The following is a 17,867-nucleotide window of genomic DNA, read 5'->3' as shown; positions in this document are numbered from 1 at the left end:
TTATCTCGTTCTAGAGGGACAAACTTGTTGTCTTATAGCAATAATTGATATGTTGTTCCTCATAACCATAAAAATGAACACATTCCGTCTAAACAGGAAGGGAACATGATCAAATCTTTAATCGTTGCAGGCGCATTAGCATTGGCGCCTGTTGCTGCATCGGTATCTGCTATCACTGGCTCTGCTGAGTTGTTACCAGAAGGCAAGGTAGAGCTTGGGTTTTATCTACCGAAAGAGCAATACAACCCGGCAGTACCAACTCCAGAGTCAATTTTAGGTGCACAAGTGGGTGAGTGGCACGTTCGTCACGACCAGTTAGTCCACTACTTTAAAGCGCTTGCGGCCGCAAGTGACCGAGTTTCGATTAAAACAATAGGCCGAAGTCATCAAAACCGTGAGCTATTGCATGTGTATTTCAGTAAGCCTAGTCACCTAGCTCGTTTAGATGAGATCAAACAAGCTCGCGCCGGTTATTTTAAAGATGAGAAGGCCGCAGACAATCAGCCTTTAATCGTTAATCTAAATTACAGCGTACACGGCGATGAGTCTTCAGGTAGTAACGCTTCTTTGTTAGTCGGTTATTATTTGGCGGCGTCAAACAGTCCAGAGGTTTTAAAATATCTCGATGAAATGGTTGTTATCATTGATCCAAGCCTAAATCCAGATGGATTGAGTCGCTTTGCACATTGGGCAAACCAGCACAAAGGCAAAAATCTAAATAGCGATTCGAATAACCGTGAGCATAATCAACCTTGGATCCGTGGTCGTGTTAATCAGTATTGGTTTGATTTAAATCGCGATTGGTTGTTGTTACAACACCCTGAGTCTCGTGCACGTATTACAGAATACCAACAATGGCGACCTCATGTACTCACAGACCACCATGAGATGGGTACCAATAGCACGTTTTTCTTTCAGCCAGGCATCCCTTCTCGAAAGAACCCTCTGACGCCTGACAAAAACGTCGAATTGACGAAAGAACTTGCGGTATTCCACGCTAATGCTTTTGATGCAGAGAATAAGCTTTATTTCACTGAGGAAGCGTTTGATGATTTTTATGCCGGCAAGGGGTCGACGTATCCTGACTTACACGCCTCAATAGGGATTTTATTTGAACAGGCTTCAAGTCGAGGTCATCTCCAAGAGTCTATTAATGGCGACTTGGACTTCCCAACGACAATCAAGCATCAGGTGATGTCGACGTTTTCAACTTTGGAGGGTAGTTTAGCGAATAAAGATAAACTAAAAGCTTTCCAAAAGGAGTTTAAGCAAAGTGCATCAAAAATTGCAAAAGATGCAGGCTTTGATGGTTATTTAATTTCTGAAACCCAAGATAAAACCCGTCTACACAAGTTAATTGAGCTATTACAGCGCCATCAAATCGAGGTTTATGGTGTAGGCAAAGATACTAAGCTCGACGGTAAAACATATCTTGCGGCGGATTCTGTTTATATTCCGCTTGATCAACCACAAACACGCTTGATTCAGTCGATTTTCTCTACGCAAACATCGTTTAATGACAATACGTTTTATGACGTCTCGTCATGGAACTTAGCGTATGCCTTTGATGTTGATTTTGCCAAAGTCGAATCTGAGCGAAAATTACGCGTCAGCCAACAGCTATGGCAAACGCCGATTAAAGAAGTACCAGTCGTAACAGCAGCGTATAGCCTGGCGATTGATTGGCATGATTTTAATGCCCCAGCGTTAGTATACGAACTACTATCAAAAGGCATTAAAGTACGAGCGTCGTTAAGCCCATTCAGTGCAAAAACAAGCAGTGGAGAACAACAATTTACTGCAGGTACTATGTTGATCAATGCGGGACTGCAACAAGATGGTTGGGTTGATAAGGTAAATAAAGCACTTGCTCAATATCCAGTTCGAGTTTCGTCTATTCAAAGTGGCTTAACATCAACTGGACTGGATTTAGGCAGTCGTAAAATGATGCCTGTAGAAATGCCTAAAGTACTTATGGTTGGGGGCATGGGTGTCAATCTATATGAGTCAGGCGAAGCCTGGTATACCCTTGACCGTCACGTAGGTTTTTCACCAACTATAGTCAACAAGAGTAGGGTTAACTATATCGACTTTGATAAGTACACTCACATCGTTTTACCTGATGGTAATTATGGTTCTGACGAAACGTTTATTAACAAGCTATCCGAGTTTGTTAAAGGCGGAGGTGTTATTTGGGGTCAAAAGCGAGCAGCACTTTGGTTAGCAAAACAAGGCTTGTTGCAGGCAGAGACGATTTCACAGGCAGAAATGTTCGAGCGCTTTGATGATGCAGAATTAAAATTTGGCGACAAAGAAGCATTGGGCGGCCGTCAGCGAGTTGCGGGTGCATTCTTCGATAGTCGACTAGACCTGTCACACCCATTAGCTTTTGGTTTAACGGATGACAAAATTGCGTTGTTCAAAAACCGTACAGATCTGTTATTAGAAAGCAAAACGCCATTCAGTGTCGTTGCACAATACACAGATAGTCCGCTTTTATCAGGTTATGCGGATGCCAAAAATGTTGAAAAAGTGGCAAATGCGGTGGGCTTAATGGCACAAAGAAACGGCCGTGGAGTGGTTATTGGAATGACCGATAATCCTAACTTTAGAGCCTTTATGTATGGTTCTAGTCGCTTGTTCATTAACAGCTTGTTCTTAGCAAACGGTGTAAAATACTAATCTAATATCTTCAATGCGGCGCACCCAACATAAACTTTGGTTGCGCCTGCATTTTTAAGTGCTCGAGCCGCTTGGTTGATGGTATGGGCAGTGGTCACTACATCATCTATCAATAAAATCCTCTTGCCCATTATGGGCGTTTTACATTTAAAAACCTTATCGACGTTATCCATTCTTTGTTGTTGATTTAACTTTGCCTGTGGTTGGGTATGTCGATGCCGAATGAGATCTCGATAAAGACTTGTGTGCCGACCTACATCACATAAGGGGTGTATATACAAGAGCATTTCTTTGAGCAATAGATCGGATTGATTGTAGCCTCGATTAAAATATCGGATCCATGACAAGGGGACAGAGGCAATGTGATCAACGGTCCAACTATGCTGTTCTAGTTGTTTGGCCAAAAAGTAGCCCAATATTTTTGCACACTCTGGCTTAGCGCCAAATTTGAGGCCATATACCCACTTATTAACAGGCCAACGATAAACAGCGGCACTGCACAGTCCATCAATGTACTCTATACAAAGGTTTTGTTGGTGTTGTGATAGACAAACATCCAAACCCGCTGGTAGTAAAGGCAACTGGGCTCGACAATAATCACACACGTTGGAATTAAGCGCGTCTTTAGATATTAACGTTTTGTCTCCAGCAAGAGACAGTCTACAAGTAGCGCAAATTGGTAATTTTTGTAATAAATTAGTGAACAGAGTAAAGTGCCTCGAAAAGGTAAAGAGACCCTAGTTGTATGACGAAAACAGCAGATGCGCCAATTGTGTTATTACACGGTTGGGGGATGAATAAACAGGTATGGAATGGCGTGTTAGAGCTTATGCCCAAAGCATTTCGAGCAAGGGTAAAAGTGTTGGATTTACCTGGTTATGGTGAAAATAAAACTGTTCTAAATCCGTACTCAATAAATGAATTATCGCAATGGCTATCATCAGAAATCAGTGAACCATCGCATTTATTAGGTTGGTCTTTAGGCGGTTTGATAGCGATCCGTTATGCTGCGAGTCATCCTGACAATGTATTGTCGCTCGGTTTAATTGCGAGTAGTCCTAAGTTTCAACAAAGTGGTGATTGGCCGGGGATTAAACCCGATGTCCTAAGCGCGTTTTCTAAGCAGCTACAGAATAACCATCAACAAACCATACAGCGTTTTTTGGCCATTCAGGCCATGGGAAGTAATACCGCTAAACAAGATCTAAAGGCACTAAAAGAATGGATATTAAGTGCAGACCAGCCACATTCTGATGCACTCTCTGGAGGCCTTGAACTCCTCAAATCCGTCGACCTTAGAAAGGAACTCAAGTCCTTATTGATGCCTGTTTTTGGTATTTTTGGTCGTTTGGATAGTTTAGTACCTGTTACTGCGGTGAATGAACTTAAGGTGCTTCAACCTAACGGGGATTGGTTGGTGCGTGAACACGTCTCACACGCCCCTTTTATTTCAGACCCAGAAAACTTTGTACAATGGCTTTTTGAACATTGTTAAAAGTTTACTGAAACTCAGGCGGTTAGGGCTCTATAGCATAAAATCAATTGCAATATTGGGCACTGTGGTTAATAATTAACCGTTAGAAGTAGTAGGTGTATTTAATTGGAGGTGAATATGGAGTTAAGTCCAATTCCATCAGCGATACAATCGGGTTTGAACGGGGTGCAAAAGGCACAACGAGGCTTGGCTGAATCTGCCCAAAACATCGCAAGTTTAAATACAAATACCAATAACACTGGTTTAAGTGCAGCTGAAACTGGTCTTAATGGCAATGCTACTCAACAAAATCCATCCTCTGTACTGACTACTGAAGCGGTGAATCTGGTCGTTAATGAGCATTTGGCTAAAGCGAACATTAACGTGATCAAAACAGCCGATGAAGTACTCGGTACGTTGATAGACACCAAGGCTTAGCGAACCGAACCAATGGCATTAAACGTATCTCCTCACATTCCGCAAGTTGTCGTTAACGCATCTGCGCCGACAACAGAGGCATTGCAAAGAACCAACGATCAGCGTGAAGTGGTTCCTGCGCCTGTGCAGGTGGAAGCCGCGGTTCCTCAGAAAACTCGTGAGCAAGAAGCTCGCGGGGCTGGCTCGGCGAGTTCTAATGCCGATGTGACCTATGAAAATATCGCTCGTGGTCAAGGCCGCATCATACCTGAAGACGTGAATGAACAGGGCGGTGATGGTCAAGGTGATAGTGGCCAAGATAGCAGTAGTCAAGGGCGTAACGGCCAAGGCACAGATGGACAAAATGAAAACGGCCTAAATGGTCAAGCGTCCAACGACGACTCGTCGTCTAATGCCTCCAACTCTGAGTCATCAGATACTGAAGCCTCTGAGCAAAAGCAAGCGCAAGAGCGTCAACAAAAGCAAGAGCAACAACAAGAACAACAGCAAGAAAAACAAGAGTTACGTGAAATTCGTCAACTTGAAACCCGTGATCAAGAAGTTCGCACACACGAATTGGCACACGCTGCCGTCGGTGGTGCGTACGCAGGCTCTCCTACTTATGAGTATGAAACGGGACCTAACGGCAAAAAATACGCTGTCGGCGGTGAAGTTCAAATAGATGTTTCAAAAGAGGCGACGCCTCAAGAAACCATCGAAAAGATGCAAACCGTGAGGGCTGCAGCTTTAGCTCCTGCTGAGCCATCCACACAAGATCGAAAAGTGGCAGCGGAAGCGAGTCAAAACATTGCAGAAGCCAGAATAGAGCTGATGCAAGATACCGCCGAGCGACGCGATGCCACTGCCGCAAGTGTATCTGAGTCTTTTGCTGAACGAGACGAGTCAATTAGTCGGGTTGCTGAAGTGGTCAGTCAAAAATATCAAGCTAGTTTTGGCCGTGACTCCGAATCTAAATCTGACTTCTCAGCAGTCGCCTAAAACGTTCTCTCTTTAAACAGGTGGTAAATAGACCTCTTGATGGTGCGCTTTCAACCACTGTTTGGTTTTGTGACATTGATCGCAAAAGCGCCGGTTTAGCGCCCAAAATGAACGACTGTGATCCATGTGTTTTAAATGACACAGCTCGTGAATAATCACACATTCTATTTTTTCTATTGGTGCCGCCATTAGCAGTGGATTAAACATCACTTTGCCACTTTGATAGCAGCATCCCCAGCGCCATTGATAAAACTTAAAGTCTAGCGATGAGCTATGTAGCCCTACCTTTTGTTCACAGGCGCTTAAAAGGTCAGGAATAATCAGTTGAGCCTGTTCTAGATAAAACGCTCTGAGTAGCTTTCTAGTTTGTCGAGCTGTGTGTTTGACCTTGGCAGAGAGAAACACAGATATGGTTTTGTCTTGTTCATTCACTATTACCGCAGAGCCATGACATTGGGTGTGTATGTCTAAGGTGAACGCTTCACCTTTAAACCAAATGGGTTCACCGGATTGATAATTTCGATGAAACTGGGTCACAGAACTCGATTTTGAAATGGCGCGTTTGATCCAGTGTTGCTGCTTTCTCAAAAAGGATTCAATCAGATCTGTCGGGCAGTTTGAAGGAACTTTGACGAGGATTTGTTGATGTTTGATTTCAAGACTTAGGCGAGTCCTACGCGCGTGAACTTTGACCAGATATTGTGTCGGCTCTGTGTAGACATCGAGTTGGATAAAAAAAGCGCCAGGTGTGGCCACTTGCAATGAGTTGCTTGGTGACGTCCTAGGCGCTTTAAATAACCCTAACATTCAGAAAGGTCTTTATTTTTTAACAAGTTCCAAAGCTGCGCTTTCTAGCTGCTCGAACAACTGTGAATAAGTACGCGCCTCAAAGCCGCTATTGATGATTTTGTATTTACCGTTAACGATAAACGTTGGTACACCAGTCAAAATACGCTTGCTTGCTAAGTCGTTTTGTTCTGATTTCATACGTTTTGCAGCTGCTTTAATGGCAAAGCTATTGAAAACCTTATTGAACTCTTCTGCGGTAACACCATTGGCGATGAAAATTTGGCGAACATCATCTTCACCAGTGAACGCAGAACGCTGACGATGAATGCGGTTAAAGATTGCATCGCTCACTTGTGGTTTGTTTAGTTTTTCTGCTGTGACAAGAGCTTTTGTCAACATGAACTGGATGTCTGGACCGGCAGCACGTAAGAAGTCAACGTGGCTCTTTTTAAACTCGAAGCCTTTTTCTTCTGATAAAGACTTAAACTTGTTTGCTAGTGGTTCAAAGGCTAGACAGTGTGGGCAATAAAAAGAGAAGAACTCTTTAACTTCTGGCTTTTCTGTGCCTTTTTCACTGATCACTTCGTAGTGAACGCCTTCTTTTAATGTTTGAGCAGACACGTTTAAGCTCAGTAAACAGACTGCAAAAAAGCTAAGAATTTTTTTCATGTCGGATTTTCCCTATAAAAATGATGACATCTGAAAGATTCGTTTTTATTTTGACGTACCTTACCAGATTGGCAATTTTATCCAAGTGAGATCAATAGCCGAGTTTAAGTGGCTCTTGTTGTAACGCGGAAAACTGCTCTTTAATAGCCAATACTTGTTGTTCCCAGTATTTGTCTGTATTGAACCACGAAAAGTTCCGTTGAAATGCTGGATCTTGCCATCTTTTTGCAAGCCAAGTCATATACATCAGCATTCTTCTGGCCCGTAATGGCTCAATAAGCTTAAATTCAGACCTGTCAAACGGTCTAAATTGCTCATAGCCTTCAATCAAGGTATCAAGTTGAAGTATTTGTTGGTGGCGGTTGCCATTTAACATCATCCACAAGTCTTGAATGGCAGGTCCTGAAATACAATCGTCAAAGTCGACAAGAATGGCGTCGTCTTGTTCTTGACCAGGTTGCCATAAAATATTACCGCTGTGGCAGTCTCCATGCAGGCGAATAACTTGGTAGTCGTTGGTTACGTGTTTTAGACTCGCCTGGATCATCAGTTCCAAGTCGTTAAAAAACGCCGCTTGTAAGTAATTGGGAATAAGTTGACTTTGTTTTAAGTACTCAAATGCCGTTTCTAAATCTGTTTTGATATCGATAGTGTCGCGATAACTAAAAGCTGACTCGGCACTTAAGGCATGAACGCGACCTAACAGTTGCCCTAAGCGCTCTAGCTGATCTAAGTCATCAAGCTCGAACATTCGTCCGCCCACGCTCGGGAATAAGCAAAAGCGATAACCTTTAAATTCCATTAGAGATTGACCGTCAAACCGGACAGGTGCAACGGCGTCGATGTCATTGTCGGCTAGCAACTGAGCAAAATCGTGCTCTTCTTGAACTTGCTCGTTACTCCAGCGCTTAGGTCGATAAAATTTTACTACGTAGCGATTACCGTCATCGGCTTTAAACTGATAAACACGGTTTTCATAGCTGTTAAGAGCGAGTAATCCAGACTCAGGATAAACCTGTTTTGATTCAATGGCGTCCAGAATTAGGTCAGGGTTGAGTTGGCTGAAGTCAAACTCGGGCGTTGTATCTTCAGCCGAAATCGTTGGCTCATGTACGTTGAAGGTCATTAGCTGCCTTTAAAAAATCGAGAATCTTGAGTCGCGGTATCTTCACCAGACTCATTGCTGACAGAGATGCTAATCGGAGTTACCGGTCGCTTCAAGTCATATGGGTCAACAGCAACACTAATAGGTTGCTTATACACCTCACCAGCCTTGATAAAAATTGTCGAATCACCACTAAATGTGAAGTCATTAAGACCCTTTACTTCAATGGTATAGGTTTGATCTGTTTGACTTTTGTTGACGATTTGTAAGGTGTAAGTGTTTTCGATTAGACCTTCAGATGTCGTGCGGTACAAAACATTGCGATCTCGCTCAATACTAAATTCTAATGGAACTCGAGCGGTTAATTGCCATGCAAAGGCCGCACACATCAATATCGTGACGCCTAAATAGCCGAGCATTTTTGGTCGCCAAGTGTGAGTCGGTTTGCCTTCTAAGCTGTGTTCAGTGGTATAGCTGATTAGACCCTTCGGATAATTCATTTTTTCCATAGTTTCATCACATGCATCAATACAGGCACCGCAATTGATGCACTCGTATTGCAAGCCATTGCGTATATCAATACCCGTCGGGCAAACCTGAACACATAAGTTACAGTCGATACAATCACCTAAGCCCAGTTCCTTTGGATCAGCTTTGCGTGGGCGAGGTCCGCGTTTTTCACCGCGCGCTGTATCGTAAGTGACGGTGTAAGTATCTTTGTCGAACATGGAAGACTGAAAGCGCGCATAAGGGCAAATATGCAAACACATGATTTCACGCATCCACCCTGCGTTTCCATAAGTGGCAGCGGCAAAAAAGAGGGTCCAAATAACAACAGCAGTAGTAGCATTTAAGGTGAAAAAGTCGATAAAGAGCGCATCAATCGGAGTGAAATAGCCGATGAAAGTCAATGAAGTCAGCAGCGAAATGATCCACCAAGTTGTGTGTTTGGCGGTTTTTTTCCATGCTTTGTCAAAGCTCATTGGCATTGAATCGAGTTTTTTACGCTTATTAGCAGAGCCTTCAATTTTTTCTTCTACCCAAATGAACATAAAAGTCCACACGGTTTGGGGGCACATATAACCACACCAGACACGTCCGTAAATTGCGGTCACAAAGAACAGAACAAAGGCGGCAATGATAGAAACTATCGCCAGTAAAGGTAAATCTTGTGGCCAAAAGGTCATGCCAAAAACAAAAAACTCTTGGTTGCCGATATCTAACAAAATAGCTTGTCGATCGCCCCACTTGAGCCAAGGCAACAGAGCGAATAAACCTAAGAAAAAGATCCCCATTCTACGGCGCAATAATTGGTGTAAGCCGCTAACAGCACGAACGTAAATACGGCTACGGATATTGTATTGCGGTGCGCCCTCGGTTGCGGGGCGATGAACCTTCACCTCGGTAGGGATATTCTTAACGTCAATTCGATCTTTCATACTTCGTTCCGTAGTGTGCGTGTTGGTGTAGAAAAAATGAACTACACCTTTGATTATAAGTCATTAAGTAGTAGTTTAATTAAATAAGTTGCGGTAACTTTGATCTGGTTCATAACATTTCAAAGTTAATCAACGTTTTTGACATTGTAGCTCTCGAATTAAAGGGCCTTACGATGGAAGTTCAAAATTGGAGTAATAATGAAATTCCTTATTTTTTTACTCGTGGTCATCTCGCTTTTGACAGTTGACCATCCACAAGTAAATAAAATTCGAACCGACTTAGCGACCTTGATTGGTCAGCTTGTTGAAAGCGAATACTCACGCGGTCAAACCTCTAAGAAGGTATATGACGAGCTTGCAGGTCAGTTCGATACATTTAAACCAAGAGAAGAAGAGTACGTTAAGGCGATCACTGCTTCTCCTGTTGAGTTATACGAGTTTTATCAAGAGTTTTGTAAACACAAAGTCTTTAACGAAAAGATCTCTGCATACAATATGCGAGTAGTCTGTCGAACCATTGAGGCACATTACGTCGACTTAGAAAATGAAGTGATCCGACAAACTCGTAACTAACTTAATTTACGTTATTTAAAAGTCGTCGTAAGGGGCGACTTCTAACCCTTTCATCTTGTAACCTACTTGCGCTAAATCGCCTTTCCAAGTCTCAGTCGAAATGGTACCTGTGATCCAAATTGGGTCATAAAACGCTGAAGCGGGTGCGCCTTTTTCCATAGTTACGTGAATGATTTGATTAGATGGCGGCGGTGGTACATGGACACATGCGCCAAAATATGGAACCAACAAAAACTCAGTGACTACTTCGTCGTCGCCTTCTAGCGGTACAACAAAACCAGGGATCTTAATTGTTTTGCCGTCGAGTTCTTCCACGACCGGTGCATTTATCGATTGTGGGCCGGCCATTGCCTGACCTATGTGTTCAATAGAAGTTGGAATTTCAACTTGATAGTCCTTAGGCACTAAGTCAGACCACTCAAGTTCAGGCACTTTACCCTTTGCATCTTGAGCACTGACAACAGGTGTTGTTAATGCAAATAACAGGGTCAAACAAAAAAAGAATGACGCTAAAAAAGACATGTTGAAATTGCTATGCATGTTCATTACCCAGTTCAGTGACTATCGGTGCGGAGGATACTCTTCTGATGTTGAAAAACCAAGCCATTCTATTATTTTTGCGGTAAACGTGGTTTGATAGTCGATAGATAAAACCAATCAGCTTTTTTCTTTGGAGGTATTTGTAAATGTCATCAGAGTCCATCGCGTGGCAAATTCAGCCTTTTTCATCTTTAACGGCACGCCAACTCCACGATATGTTAAAAGTGCGCAGTGATGTGTTTGTGGTAGAGCAAAACTGCGTTTATTCAGACATTGATGGTCTAGATGTGTTACCAGGCGTATTTCATGTGTTTGGGTATGCAGGTGAGCAGTTAGTAGGAACATGCCGAATATTGGCTCCGGGCCTTGTCTATGAGCAATGTTCTGCAATTGGACGCGTGGTAATTGATGAGGCTTTTCGAGGGCAGAAAAAAGCATATGAAATGATGAAGTTTGCGCTGCAACAAACCAATGATCTTTGGCCAAACTCTATTTGTAAAATATCTGCCCAAGAGCACCTCCAAAACTTTTATCAAAGTTTAGGGTTTAGTACTTGCTCTGATATGTACCTAGAAGACGGTATTCCACATGTTAGTATGACTCGACCGGCGGGCCTGGTCGTACAGAAATAATTACTGTCTACACAGGCGGCTTTTTCCAATATCCATCAATTATTTATTTCGGGTTGTGTTTTGGATAGAATAGCCGCGAAAAATTTGTACAAAGAAAGTAACCCGTTGTAAGAAAGGTTGCTTTTAAAACACCAAGGGGTGTGTCGGCTTTAATTTTTAAAACCAGACACTGAGACGCTATGCGAACCCTTAGAACCTGATCCGGCTTGTACCGGCGTAGGGATGGTTGTAATTTATCCAGACTCCTCGCTTACGACCGGATCTTTTGTGAACTTTAATAACAAGAGATCCTCAAATGAAACTATCTATCGTTGCGTTAGCTACGCTATCCGTTTTAGCGACACCGTTTTCAGTTGTTGCTGCCAAAGAAAAAAACAGCAATTCAGACATCGAAACTATTGAAGTAAAGGGCGAACTAATCAAAACCCCCGCTAACAAAATAGCAAACTCTCTCCAGGTTTTGACGACAGAAGCATTAGAAAAATCAGGTGCTAGCCATTTAGAATCGGTGCTACAACAACTCGGTAACGTAAACTTTGCATCTGGTGCTTCTCGTGCTCGCTTTATTCAGGTTCGTGGTATTGGTGAACGCAGTCAATTTGTCGATCCGATTAATCCATCAGTAGGTATGAGCATTGATGGTATCGATTACTCCGGAATTGGTACTGCTGCAGGTTTGTTTGACGTAGAGCAGGTCGAAGTATTCAAAGGTCCTCAAGGAACAAACGCCGGTGCTAATGCAATGGCTGGCTTTGTTAACATCCTTAGTACTCAGCCGTCATCAAACGCCAACAATAAGCTTCGTGTTGAAGTAGGTAATTACGGTCTGTTCAATGTGGGCTTGGCAGCGGGCACTAACATCTCTAAGAAGGCTGCAGCCCGTGTTGCTATTAGTAAGCTAAGTGCAGATGGTTACATCGAAAATACTCACTTAAATCGTGATGACACCAATAATATTGACGAATTGTCGATGCGTGCACTCGTCGATATTGCTGCTACTAAAGATTTAGATTTACAGTTGGTTTTACACCATTTTGATATAGATAATGGCTACGATGCGTTTTCTCTTGATCAAAACCGTACAACGCTATCCGATGAGCCAGGCCGTGATACACAAAAAACTACGGCATTTGGTTTAAATGCAAAGTTCACCGGCTATGAATCGGTAAATATAGGTGTGGCAACGAGCGTATCAAATTCAGATATGGAGTACGGATACGACGAAGACTGGGCATATGTTGGAATTCATCCAGACGAATATTCCTCTACGGATTACTATTTGAGAGACCGCTCTGCAGACCAGTTTGACATCCGAGTAAGTGACAAACAAAACCAATGGGTAGGCGGCCTGTATATACAACAGCGTGATGTCGATCTAACACGTCAATATACTTGGTTGTCAGAAGACTTTGCCAGCCAATATGAGCAAGACAACATCGCGTTGTACGGTGAGCATCGTTATACCTTGGCAAAAGACATAACGTTGTCGGCTGGTGTTCGTATCGAAAACAATAAAGGTGAATACACGGACAGTAATGCTGTTAGCAATGACACGTCAGAAACAATGATTGGTGGCCATTTAACGGCAACTAAGCAGGCTTCTAAGTCGACTGTGCATTATGTACGTTTGAGCCGAGGCTTTAAATCAGGCGGGGTAAATGGTGAAGCACTTGCTCGGGTCGGTGAGCCGGGGCTTGAGCGTTTTAATCAAGATTTATTAAACAGTGGCAGTTTTGAGCCAGAAATTTTAAATAACATCGAATTGGGCACACGTTATTACAATCGTAAACAAGGCCTTAAAGCGAGCTCAGTTTTATTCTATTCAAGCCGTCATGATATGCAGGTAAAGCAGTGGTTTACTAATGACAAAGAGGTGGTGAATAGCAACGAGCAGCCGATCTTTGTTGGTTATATTTCTAACGCGCCAAGTGGCAGTAACTATGGTTTGGAGTCCAACTTACAATGGCAAGCGACTGGTGATTTTGAAGTGTTGGCTGGCTTTTCTTGGTTGAGTTCTCAAGTCGATAATATGTATCGCTTAGAGACCGACCCTATTACTTGGGAAGACGTGAGAGTAAGTATTGATGGTCGTGAGCAAGCCCATGCCCCAAGTTATCAATATCAGTTAGGCTTTAATTGGCAAATAGCCGATCGTATTAAATGGCATGCCACATTAAATGGTCGTGATGGCTATTTTTATTCATTTAGTCACGACCAAGAGGCTGACAAGGTAAACCTAGTGAATACGTCTATCACCTATCAAGGCGACTTCTTTGATGTGACACTTTGGGCACGTAACTTAACTGATCAGGACTACGGAGTACGAGGCTTCTATTTTGGTAACGACCCAAGAGATGGCTACACCGCAAAAACATGGGAACAATTAGGTGAGCCAAGAGTGATTGGTTTACGTGTTGATGTCCTGTTTTAAACGAGTGGTTGATAAACATTATGAAAGTAAGTGTTGAAATAAGTAAATACCCACTAACCGAGGCTGACTACGTGTCAGCCATTCAGGATTTTATTGACAGAGTTAACACCCATTCTGGTATTCGAGTTGTCACCAACCTAATGAGCACTCAGCTGTTTGGTGATTACGACACTGTGATGAATGTGTTGAACAAAGAGCTAAAAACCAGCTTTGAAAAACACGGTACTAGTGTCTTTGTTTGTAAGTTTATCCCAGGTGACTTAACTGAAAAGTACGGTCAATAAAATCGGCTGAATAGAGTCAAAGGCGCACTATGTTAGAACAGTTGTTAAACGGGTTTGAGGCTATGTCGGGGTGGGAATACGTCGGCGTTGTCTTTGGTCTTTTGTATCTCATTCTTGCAATGAAACAAAACATTTGGTGTTGGGCGGCAGCGTTCGTCAGCACCTTAGTGTATACATTATTGTTCTGGCAAGGTGCGCTGTTGATGGAAAGTGCACTCAACCTTTATTATTTGGCGATGGCTATTTTTGGCTGGTGGCAGTGGCGTGGCCAGTCTGTAAATGTTAACCAGGATTTGAATAAACAGCCAACCAAAACAATTACAAGCTGGTCTTTAAATCGTCACCTTTCAATTATTGTCGTGACATCCGTTATTAGTCTGATCTCAGGTTATGTCTTAGATACTTTCAGCCATGCCGAAATGGCGTATCTGGACTCATTTACGACTTGTTTTGCGGTTGTAACAACGTATCTAGTGACCCAAAAAGTACTCGAAAATTGGCTGTACTGGGTAGTCATTGATCTGGCCTCAATTTATCTCTACATCGAGATGCAATACTTACCTACGGCAGCTTTGTTTGTCTTGTATACCGTTTTAGCCGTGCAAGGTTATAGGATATGGCGTTTAGAACATCGGAATTTATCTAGTTCAAATCCTGATGGTGAGGCAGAGTGTGATAGACAACTGGCTTGATCGCAGTCCCTTAACTTCTCTTGAGGAAACAACCACTCAGGCTCTACATCGATGGTTATCGGAAGAGGGCGTCGTTGCTGTTGAGCCTGTGACAAATGCGAGAAATCCGGTTTATCTCTGTAAAATACGTAAGACAACCGACATACCAAAGGTGACGTCTTGTTTTTCTGGGGTAAATCTATACTTAAAACAAGTTTCTGCTGCTGAGTTGCTAGTGCTTCAGTGCTTGATGTCTACATCTGATACTCAAGAAGCATTTGTGTTTTCACAAATTGTCAGTCACCTGAGTGTGTCTAGTCAAAACTGGGTCTTATTAGAAGAGCTGAGTGCGTCAAATCCACTAAGTTTGGAGAGTCCCCGTGACATAAACATTCTGACACTTGGTTTGGCTCAATTTCACCAGCGTGGATTTGATGCGGTGCCTATACAACATAAATTGCCTCATTTATTAGGGGGATTGCTCAATCCGTTAGAGCTAGAGCAACTCTGCAATAAATATTTTACGCGAGGGGGGCAAGTCATGTTTAACGTCATTGCGGATAGTATTGAATCTGACGTGCAAGCGCCTCACGTTTTATTACATGGTGATCTCACACCGGCAAATATAATGTTGAGTCGTACCGTGCATAATTCAAAAGAACAAGAATACGTCGTTGGGTTTATCGATTTTGAATATGTCAGTATAGGTAACCCGTTATGGGATTTGGGTATGGTAGCCATCGAGCTCACCGAATTTGACTTAGAAACGACAGGATCCACTCTGATAGCCAAGTTTGAGGAATTGTTGGAGTCTTATCGACTAAATGGCGGGATCGTACCTCCCGAACAGCTGGAAACTGCGTGGGCTTGGATGGTTTGTTATTGGTTAGTAGCGAAAGAATGGGCCGAATCAAATCATCAACCCACAGCTACGTATCGAAGGTTAGTACCTGCGATTAAAGAAATCGTACGATTATACTCAGCTTAATCGGTTTGATTAGGTGAGTATCAGCTATACAGATTAGATGCCGCCTAGACGCTCAGCGATTTCTTTATACTTCTCAACGTCGGTTTTATCAAATAGCGGGTTACCTTCCGCGTCTTTATCCGCAGCTCGCAATAAATGCTCACGCTCTAAGCGAATAACTCGAACGTCTTTTACACCCAAAAAGTCTGCTACTTGATTTACTGTCATTAAAGACATGGCCCACTCCTAAATAAAGAATTTGTTTATCAATTAAATATAGTCGTTTTTATAAATTTCATGCTACCTATTACGGTGCTATTTTTAAACAATTTTTTACGAGTAAAAAAACACCACCCATCAAGCCCTTATGTAGACGTCCATCACCTTAGCGGGTATTATGGCGAGCACGCTCCCGTGGTGAAGTGGATATCACGCGTCCCTCCGGAGGATGAGTCGCAGGTTCGATTCCTGCCGGGAGCGCCATTCAAAATACGCCAATTCTGTAAAACTGTCGCCACCTTGTTACCGTTAGATCAAAACAAGTACACAATCTCTGAAATTTTGGTGCACAAATTTTGTTATGCGCGCATATCTAAACAATTGACTACTTTCCTGTTAATGACCCCAAACAAATTGCTATTAGCCCTTTTTTCGCTAAGGTAATTTAATGAAGCTATAAAAAGCTGCATCCACAATCGAGTTATGATCGTTACTTTGACGACGATGATAAAAAATTAGAAAAGGTTTAACTGGATAATTTATGGATAACGAGATTTTATTGCCGTTACTAGTCAGTACCGCACAAGGCAGCAAGCGCTCTTTTGCAACCCTGTACGAAAAAACCAGCGGTAAACTATTTGCAATAAGCTTAAAAATGTTGGGCAATCGTGCTCAAGCTGAGGAGGCGCTGCAAGACGCCTATGTAAAAATTTGGCATAACGCAAGTGAATACCAAGCATCAAAAGGACAGGTGATGTCGTGGATGATCAGTATTGTTCGTTATCGTAGTTTGGATATCTTGCGTCACAACAAGGTTCGCCGAGAACAGTCTTATGAAAGCTCAGGTGAAGGCGGTTTTGAGTCTCACGAAGGGCTGGAAAGTTTAACAGAGTTAAGCGAGGGCCTTGCTGGCATTGATGTTTCATACGTCGAAAATACTAAGATAGTCGACTGTATGGGACAGTTAGACGAACAACAGCGTCAAACGATTCATTTGGCGTATTACAAAGGTTTGTCCCATTTAGAGCTTGTCAAACATGTTTCGTCGCCATTAGGCACAGTTAAAAGCTGGATAAGACGTGGACTTCAACAATTACAGAGGTGTTTGGCGATATGAATTACAACAGTGAAAAACTACTCGATATGTTGGCCGCTGAATATGTTGTTGGTACCTTACAGGGTAAGGCGCGAGACCGTTATACTAGGCTAATGTTAACAATGAGTGCGGCACGAGAAGCAACATGGAAATGGGAGCAACAAATGAATAATTTAGCTAGCTCGATTCAGCCTGTTGTCCCAAGTCCGGATGTTTGGTCGCGAATCAATCAGTCTATTGGTGGTCAAGACGATACCGTATTTAGCTTTGCTGACGCTCAATCTAAACAACAAAAAGCACCAGATTCCTCATCGACGTCGAAGACTATGTGGAAGTTGTTAACGATGTTCGCGACAGCTGCTTGTTTGGTTTTAGCGTTTTTGGTTTTACAACCTGTTACTCCACCAGATATGAGGTCAACAGTGCAACAAGTGGCGGTGTTCCATAATGATAAAGATGCTCCGTTGTGGTTCATTGATGTAACAGAACAAAAATTATCTATCCTCGCAACCAAGGCATTAGTTCCGGAACCAAATAAAGACTATGAGTTATGGATGATCATTGAAGGGCAAGACAATCCGATTTCACTAGGTTTGTTACCTAAGTCTGGTCGTGTTGAATTGGCCAAAAACCAACTATTCGATGTAGACAAAATTGCAGTATTAGCTGTTAGTTTGGAGCCTTTAGGTGGCTCACAAACTGGATTGCCGACCGATGTTTTATACACCACAAAGTTGGCGGTTTTGTAAAACTATAAAATAATCCAATATTATTTCTTTAAATAAAAGCCGCACCAAGACTATGGTTGCGGCTTTTTTGTTAATGAATTAATCGTTGTTTTTAAATTAAATAGAATTTATTTCAAATTTTCTGCATCCAC

General features: G+C 42.5%; 20 protein-coding genes, 1 tRNA gene and 1 riboswitch. Of the genes, 14 read left to right on the top strand and 7 right to left on the bottom strand.

Annotated elements, in window-relative coordinates; all coding sequences use genetic code 11:
- Positions 1-105: 105 nt before the first annotated feature.
- Positions 106-2,682, top strand: a complete 2,577-nt coding sequence (locus J1N51_RS09050; protein WP_208830580.1) for a M14 family metallopeptidase — start codon at positions 106-108, stop codon at positions 2,680-2,682.
- Here J1N51_RS09050 and J1N51_RS09045 read toward each other — a convergent pair.
- Positions 2,679-3,263 (bottom strand): ComF family protein, encoded by a 585-nt coding sequence (locus J1N51_RS09045; RefSeq protein ID WP_208830578.1) that lies wholly within the window; start codon positions 3,261-3,263, stop codon positions 2,679-2,681. The two genes, J1N51_RS09050 and J1N51_RS09045, sit on opposite strands and share 4 nt — an antisense overlap.
- A 164-nt stretch (positions 3,264-3,427) precedes the next feature.
- Here J1N51_RS09045 and bioH point away from each other — a divergent pair, with 164 nt between their 5' ends.
- The 3 genes from bioH (at position 3,428) to J1N51_RS09030 (ending at position 5,572) form a co-directional block, all read left to right on the top strand.
- Positions 3,428-4,177, top strand: coding sequence for a pimeloyl-ACP methyl ester esterase BioH (gene bioH / locus J1N51_RS09040; protein ID WP_208830576.1), 750 nt, complete (start codon positions 3,428-3,430; stop codon positions 4,175-4,177).
- Positions 4,178-4,294: 117 nt separating this feature from the next.
- The gene (locus tag J1N51_RS09035; RefSeq protein WP_208830574.1) at positions 4,295-4,594 is read left to right on the top strand and encodes a hypothetical protein; all 300 of its coding nucleotides are present in this window, start codon (positions 4,295-4,297) and stop codon (positions 4,592-4,594) included.
- Between the two features lie 12 nt (positions 4,595-4,606).
- Entirely contained in the window at positions 4,607-5,572 is a 966-nt protein-coding gene (locus J1N51_RS09030; RefSeq protein WP_208830572.1) for a putative metalloprotease CJM1_0395 family protein, read from the top strand.
- Between the two features lie 12 nt (positions 5,573-5,584).
- Here J1N51_RS09030 and J1N51_RS09025 read toward each other — a convergent pair whose 3' ends face one another.
- Complete coding sequence (locus J1N51_RS09025; protein ID WP_232842776.1) at positions 5,585-6,379, bottom strand: M48 family metallopeptidase; 795 nt, start codon at positions 6,377-6,379, stop codon at positions 5,585-5,587.
- On the opposite strand from J1N51_RS09025, the gene J1N51_RS14850 reads away from it, so the two are divergent.
- On the top strand, positions 6,321-6,449 hold the full coding sequence (locus J1N51_RS14850; RefSeq protein ID WP_208830568.1) for a DUF1641 domain-containing protein: 129 nt from the start codon (positions 6,321-6,323) through the stop codon (positions 6,447-6,449). The genes J1N51_RS09025 and J1N51_RS14850 overlap by 59 nt on opposite strands.
- On the opposite strand, the gene J1N51_RS09015 is transcribed toward J1N51_RS14850, so the two are convergent.
- The 3 genes from J1N51_RS09015 to ccoG all read right to left on the bottom strand — a co-directional run bounded on the left by J1N51_RS09015 (position 6,392) and on the right by ccoG (position 9,574).
- Positions 6,392-7,030, bottom strand: a complete 639-nt coding sequence (locus J1N51_RS09015) for a thiol:disulfide interchange protein DsbA/DsbL (RefSeq protein ID WP_208830566.1) — start codon at positions 7,028-7,030, stop codon at positions 6,392-6,394. The genes J1N51_RS14850 and J1N51_RS09015 overlap by 58 nt on opposite strands.
- Before the next feature lie 91 nt (positions 7,031-7,121).
- Positions 7,122-8,156, bottom strand: a complete 1,035-nt coding sequence (locus J1N51_RS09010; protein ID WP_208830564.1) for a serine/threonine protein kinase — start codon at positions 8,154-8,156, stop codon at positions 7,122-7,124.
- Entirely contained in the window at positions 8,156-9,574 is a 1,419-nt protein-coding gene (ccoG, locus tag J1N51_RS09005) for a cytochrome c oxidase accessory protein CcoG (protein WP_208830562.1), read from the bottom strand. Before ccoG ends, J1N51_RS09010 begins: the two co-directional genes overlap by 1 nt.
- Before the next feature lie 198 nt (positions 9,575-9,772).
- Between ccoG and J1N51_RS09000 the strand changes: the two genes are divergently transcribed.
- Positions 9,773-10,147 (top strand): hypothetical protein, encoded by a 375-nt coding sequence (locus J1N51_RS09000; RefSeq protein ID WP_208830560.1) that lies wholly within the window; start codon positions 9,773-9,775, stop codon positions 10,145-10,147.
- A gap of 15 nt (positions 10,148-10,162) precedes the next feature.
- Here J1N51_RS09000 and J1N51_RS08995 read toward each other — a convergent pair whose 3' ends face one another.
- The gene (locus tag J1N51_RS08995) at positions 10,163-10,687 is read right to left on the bottom strand and encodes a DUF3299 domain-containing protein (protein ID WP_232842775.1); all 525 of its coding nucleotides are present in this window, start codon (positions 10,685-10,687) and stop codon (positions 10,163-10,165) included.
- Between the two features lie 146 nt (positions 10,688-10,833).
- Here J1N51_RS08995 and J1N51_RS08990 point away from each other — a divergent pair, with 146 nt between their 5' ends.
- From J1N51_RS08990 to J1N51_RS08970, 5 genes are all read left to right on the top strand, one after another.
- On the top strand, positions 10,834-11,319 hold the full coding sequence (locus J1N51_RS08990; protein WP_208830552.1) for a GNAT family N-acetyltransferase: 486 nt from the start codon (positions 10,834-10,836) through the stop codon (positions 11,317-11,319).
- A gap of 124 nt (positions 11,320-11,443) precedes the next feature.
- Positions 11,444-11,559, top strand: a riboswitch (TPP riboswitch).
- A 55-nt stretch (positions 11,560-11,614) separates the two neighbouring features.
- Positions 11,615-13,750, top strand: coding sequence for a TonB-dependent receptor (locus tag J1N51_RS08985; protein WP_208830550.1), 2,136 nt, complete (start codon positions 11,615-11,617; stop codon positions 13,748-13,750).
- A gap of 20 nt (positions 13,751-13,770) precedes the next feature.
- Positions 13,771-14,034: a YkoF family thiamine/hydroxymethylpyrimidine-binding protein gene (locus J1N51_RS08980; protein ID WP_208830548.1), complete on the top strand. Its 264-nt coding sequence runs from the start codon at positions 13,771-13,773 to the stop codon at positions 14,032-14,034.
- 29 nt (positions 14,035-14,063) lie between these two features.
- The gene (gene pnuC / locus J1N51_RS08975) at positions 14,064-14,726 is read left to right on the top strand and encodes a nicotinamide riboside transporter PnuC (protein WP_208830546.1); all 663 of its coding nucleotides are present in this window, start codon (positions 14,064-14,066) and stop codon (positions 14,724-14,726) included.
- Positions 14,707-15,693 carry an aminoglycoside phosphotransferase family protein gene (locus J1N51_RS08970; RefSeq protein ID WP_208830544.1) on the top strand — a complete coding sequence of 329 codons (987 nt, stop codon included), beginning with the start codon at positions 14,707-14,709 and terminating at the stop codon, positions 15,691-15,693. The genes pnuC and J1N51_RS08970 overlap by 20 nt, the downstream gene beginning before the upstream one ends.
- 33 nt (positions 15,694-15,726) lie before the next feature.
- Here the strand turns inward: J1N51_RS08970 and J1N51_RS08965 are convergent, their stop codons facing one another.
- Positions 15,727-15,909, bottom strand: a complete 183-nt coding sequence (locus J1N51_RS08965) for a MerR family transcriptional regulator (RefSeq protein ID WP_208830542.1) — start codon at positions 15,907-15,909, stop codon at positions 15,727-15,729.
- Between the two features lie 171 nt (positions 15,910-16,080).
- On the opposite strand from J1N51_RS08965, the gene J1N51_RS08960 reads away from it, so the two are divergent.
- The 3 genes from J1N51_RS08960 (at position 16,081) to J1N51_RS08950 (ending at position 17,736) form a co-directional block, all read left to right on the top strand.
- A tRNA-Arg gene (locus J1N51_RS08960) sits at positions 16,081-16,155 on the top strand.
- Positions 16,156-16,432: 277 nt separating this feature from the next.
- Positions 16,433-17,008: a sigma-70 family RNA polymerase sigma factor gene (locus J1N51_RS08955; protein WP_208830540.1), complete on the top strand. Its 576-nt coding sequence runs from the start codon at positions 16,433-16,435 to the stop codon at positions 17,006-17,008.
- Positions 17,005-17,736, top strand: coding sequence for an anti-sigma factor (locus tag J1N51_RS08950; RefSeq protein WP_208830538.1), 732 nt, complete (start codon positions 17,005-17,007; stop codon positions 17,734-17,736). The genes J1N51_RS08955 and J1N51_RS08950 overlap by 4 nt, the downstream gene beginning before the upstream one ends.
- Positions 17,737-17,867: the final 131 nt, after the last annotated feature.

It is taken from the genome of Psychrosphaera ytuae (genome assembly GCF_017638545.1).
Classification (GTDB): domain Bacteria; phylum Pseudomonadota; class Gammaproteobacteria; order Enterobacterales; family Alteromonadaceae; genus Psychrosphaera; species Psychrosphaera ytuae.
This window is presented reverse-complemented; position numbering and strand designations above follow the sequence as displayed.

What these genes read in the sequence shown, in the direction of transcription:
- J1N51_RS09050 (WP_208830580.1), top strand. Translation starts at nt 106, where the DNA reads ATGATCAAATCTTTAATCGTTGCAGGCGCATTAGCATTGGCGCCTGTT.
- bioH (WP_208830576.1), top strand. Translation starts at nt 3,428, where the DNA reads ATGACGAAAACAGCAGATGCGCCAATTGTGTTATTACACGGTTGGGGG.
- J1N51_RS09035 (WP_208830574.1), top strand. Translation starts at nt 4,295, where the DNA reads ATGGAGTTAAGTCCAATTCCATCAGCGATACAATCGGGTTTGAACGGG.
- J1N51_RS09030 (WP_208830572.1), top strand. Translation starts at nt 4,607, where the DNA reads ATGGCATTAAACGTATCTCCTCACATTCCGCAAGTTGTCGTTAACGCA.
- J1N51_RS09025 (WP_232842776.1), bottom strand. Translation starts at nt 6,379, where the DNA reads ATGTTAGGGTTATTTAAAGCGCCTAGGACGTCACCAAGCAACTCATTG.
- J1N51_RS09015 (WP_208830566.1), bottom strand. Translation starts at nt 7,030, where the DNA reads ATGAAAAAAATTCTTAGCTTTTTTGCAGTCTGTTTACTGAGCTTAAAC.
- J1N51_RS09010 (WP_208830564.1), bottom strand. Translation starts at nt 8,156, where the DNA reads ATGACCTTCAACGTACATGAGCCAACGATTTCGGCTGAAGATACAACG.
- ccoG (WP_208830562.1), bottom strand. Translation starts at nt 9,574, where the DNA reads ATGAAAGATCGAATTGACGTTAAGAATATCCCTACCGAGGTGAAGGTT.
- J1N51_RS09000 (WP_208830560.1), top strand. Translation starts at nt 9,773, where the DNA reads ATGAAATTCCTTATTTTTTTACTCGTGGTCATCTCGCTTTTGACAGTT.
- J1N51_RS08995 (WP_232842775.1), bottom strand. Translation starts at nt 10,687, where the DNA reads ATGCATAGCAATTTCAACATGTCTTTTTTAGCGTCATTCTTTTTTTGT.
- J1N51_RS08990 (WP_208830552.1), top strand. Translation starts at nt 10,834, where the DNA reads ATGTCATCAGAGTCCATCGCGTGGCAAATTCAGCCTTTTTCATCTTTA.
- J1N51_RS08985 (WP_208830550.1), top strand. Translation starts at nt 11,615, where the DNA reads ATGAAACTATCTATCGTTGCGTTAGCTACGCTATCCGTTTTAGCGACA.
- J1N51_RS08980 (WP_208830548.1), top strand. Translation starts at nt 13,771, where the DNA reads ATGAAAGTAAGTGTTGAAATAAGTAAATACCCACTAACCGAGGCTGAC.
- pnuC (WP_208830546.1), top strand. Translation starts at nt 14,064, where the DNA reads ATGTTAGAACAGTTGTTAAACGGGTTTGAGGCTATGTCGGGGTGGGAA.
- J1N51_RS08965 (WP_208830542.1), bottom strand. Translation starts at nt 15,909, where the DNA reads ATGTCTTTAATGACAGTAAATCAAGTAGCAGACTTTTTGGGTGTAAAA.
- J1N51_RS08955 (WP_208830540.1), top strand. Translation starts at nt 16,433, where the DNA reads ATGGATAACGAGATTTTATTGCCGTTACTAGTCAGTACCGCACAAGGC.
- J1N51_RS08950 (WP_208830538.1), top strand. Translation starts at nt 17,005, where the DNA reads ATGAATTACAACAGTGAAAAACTACTCGATATGTTGGCCGCTGAATAT.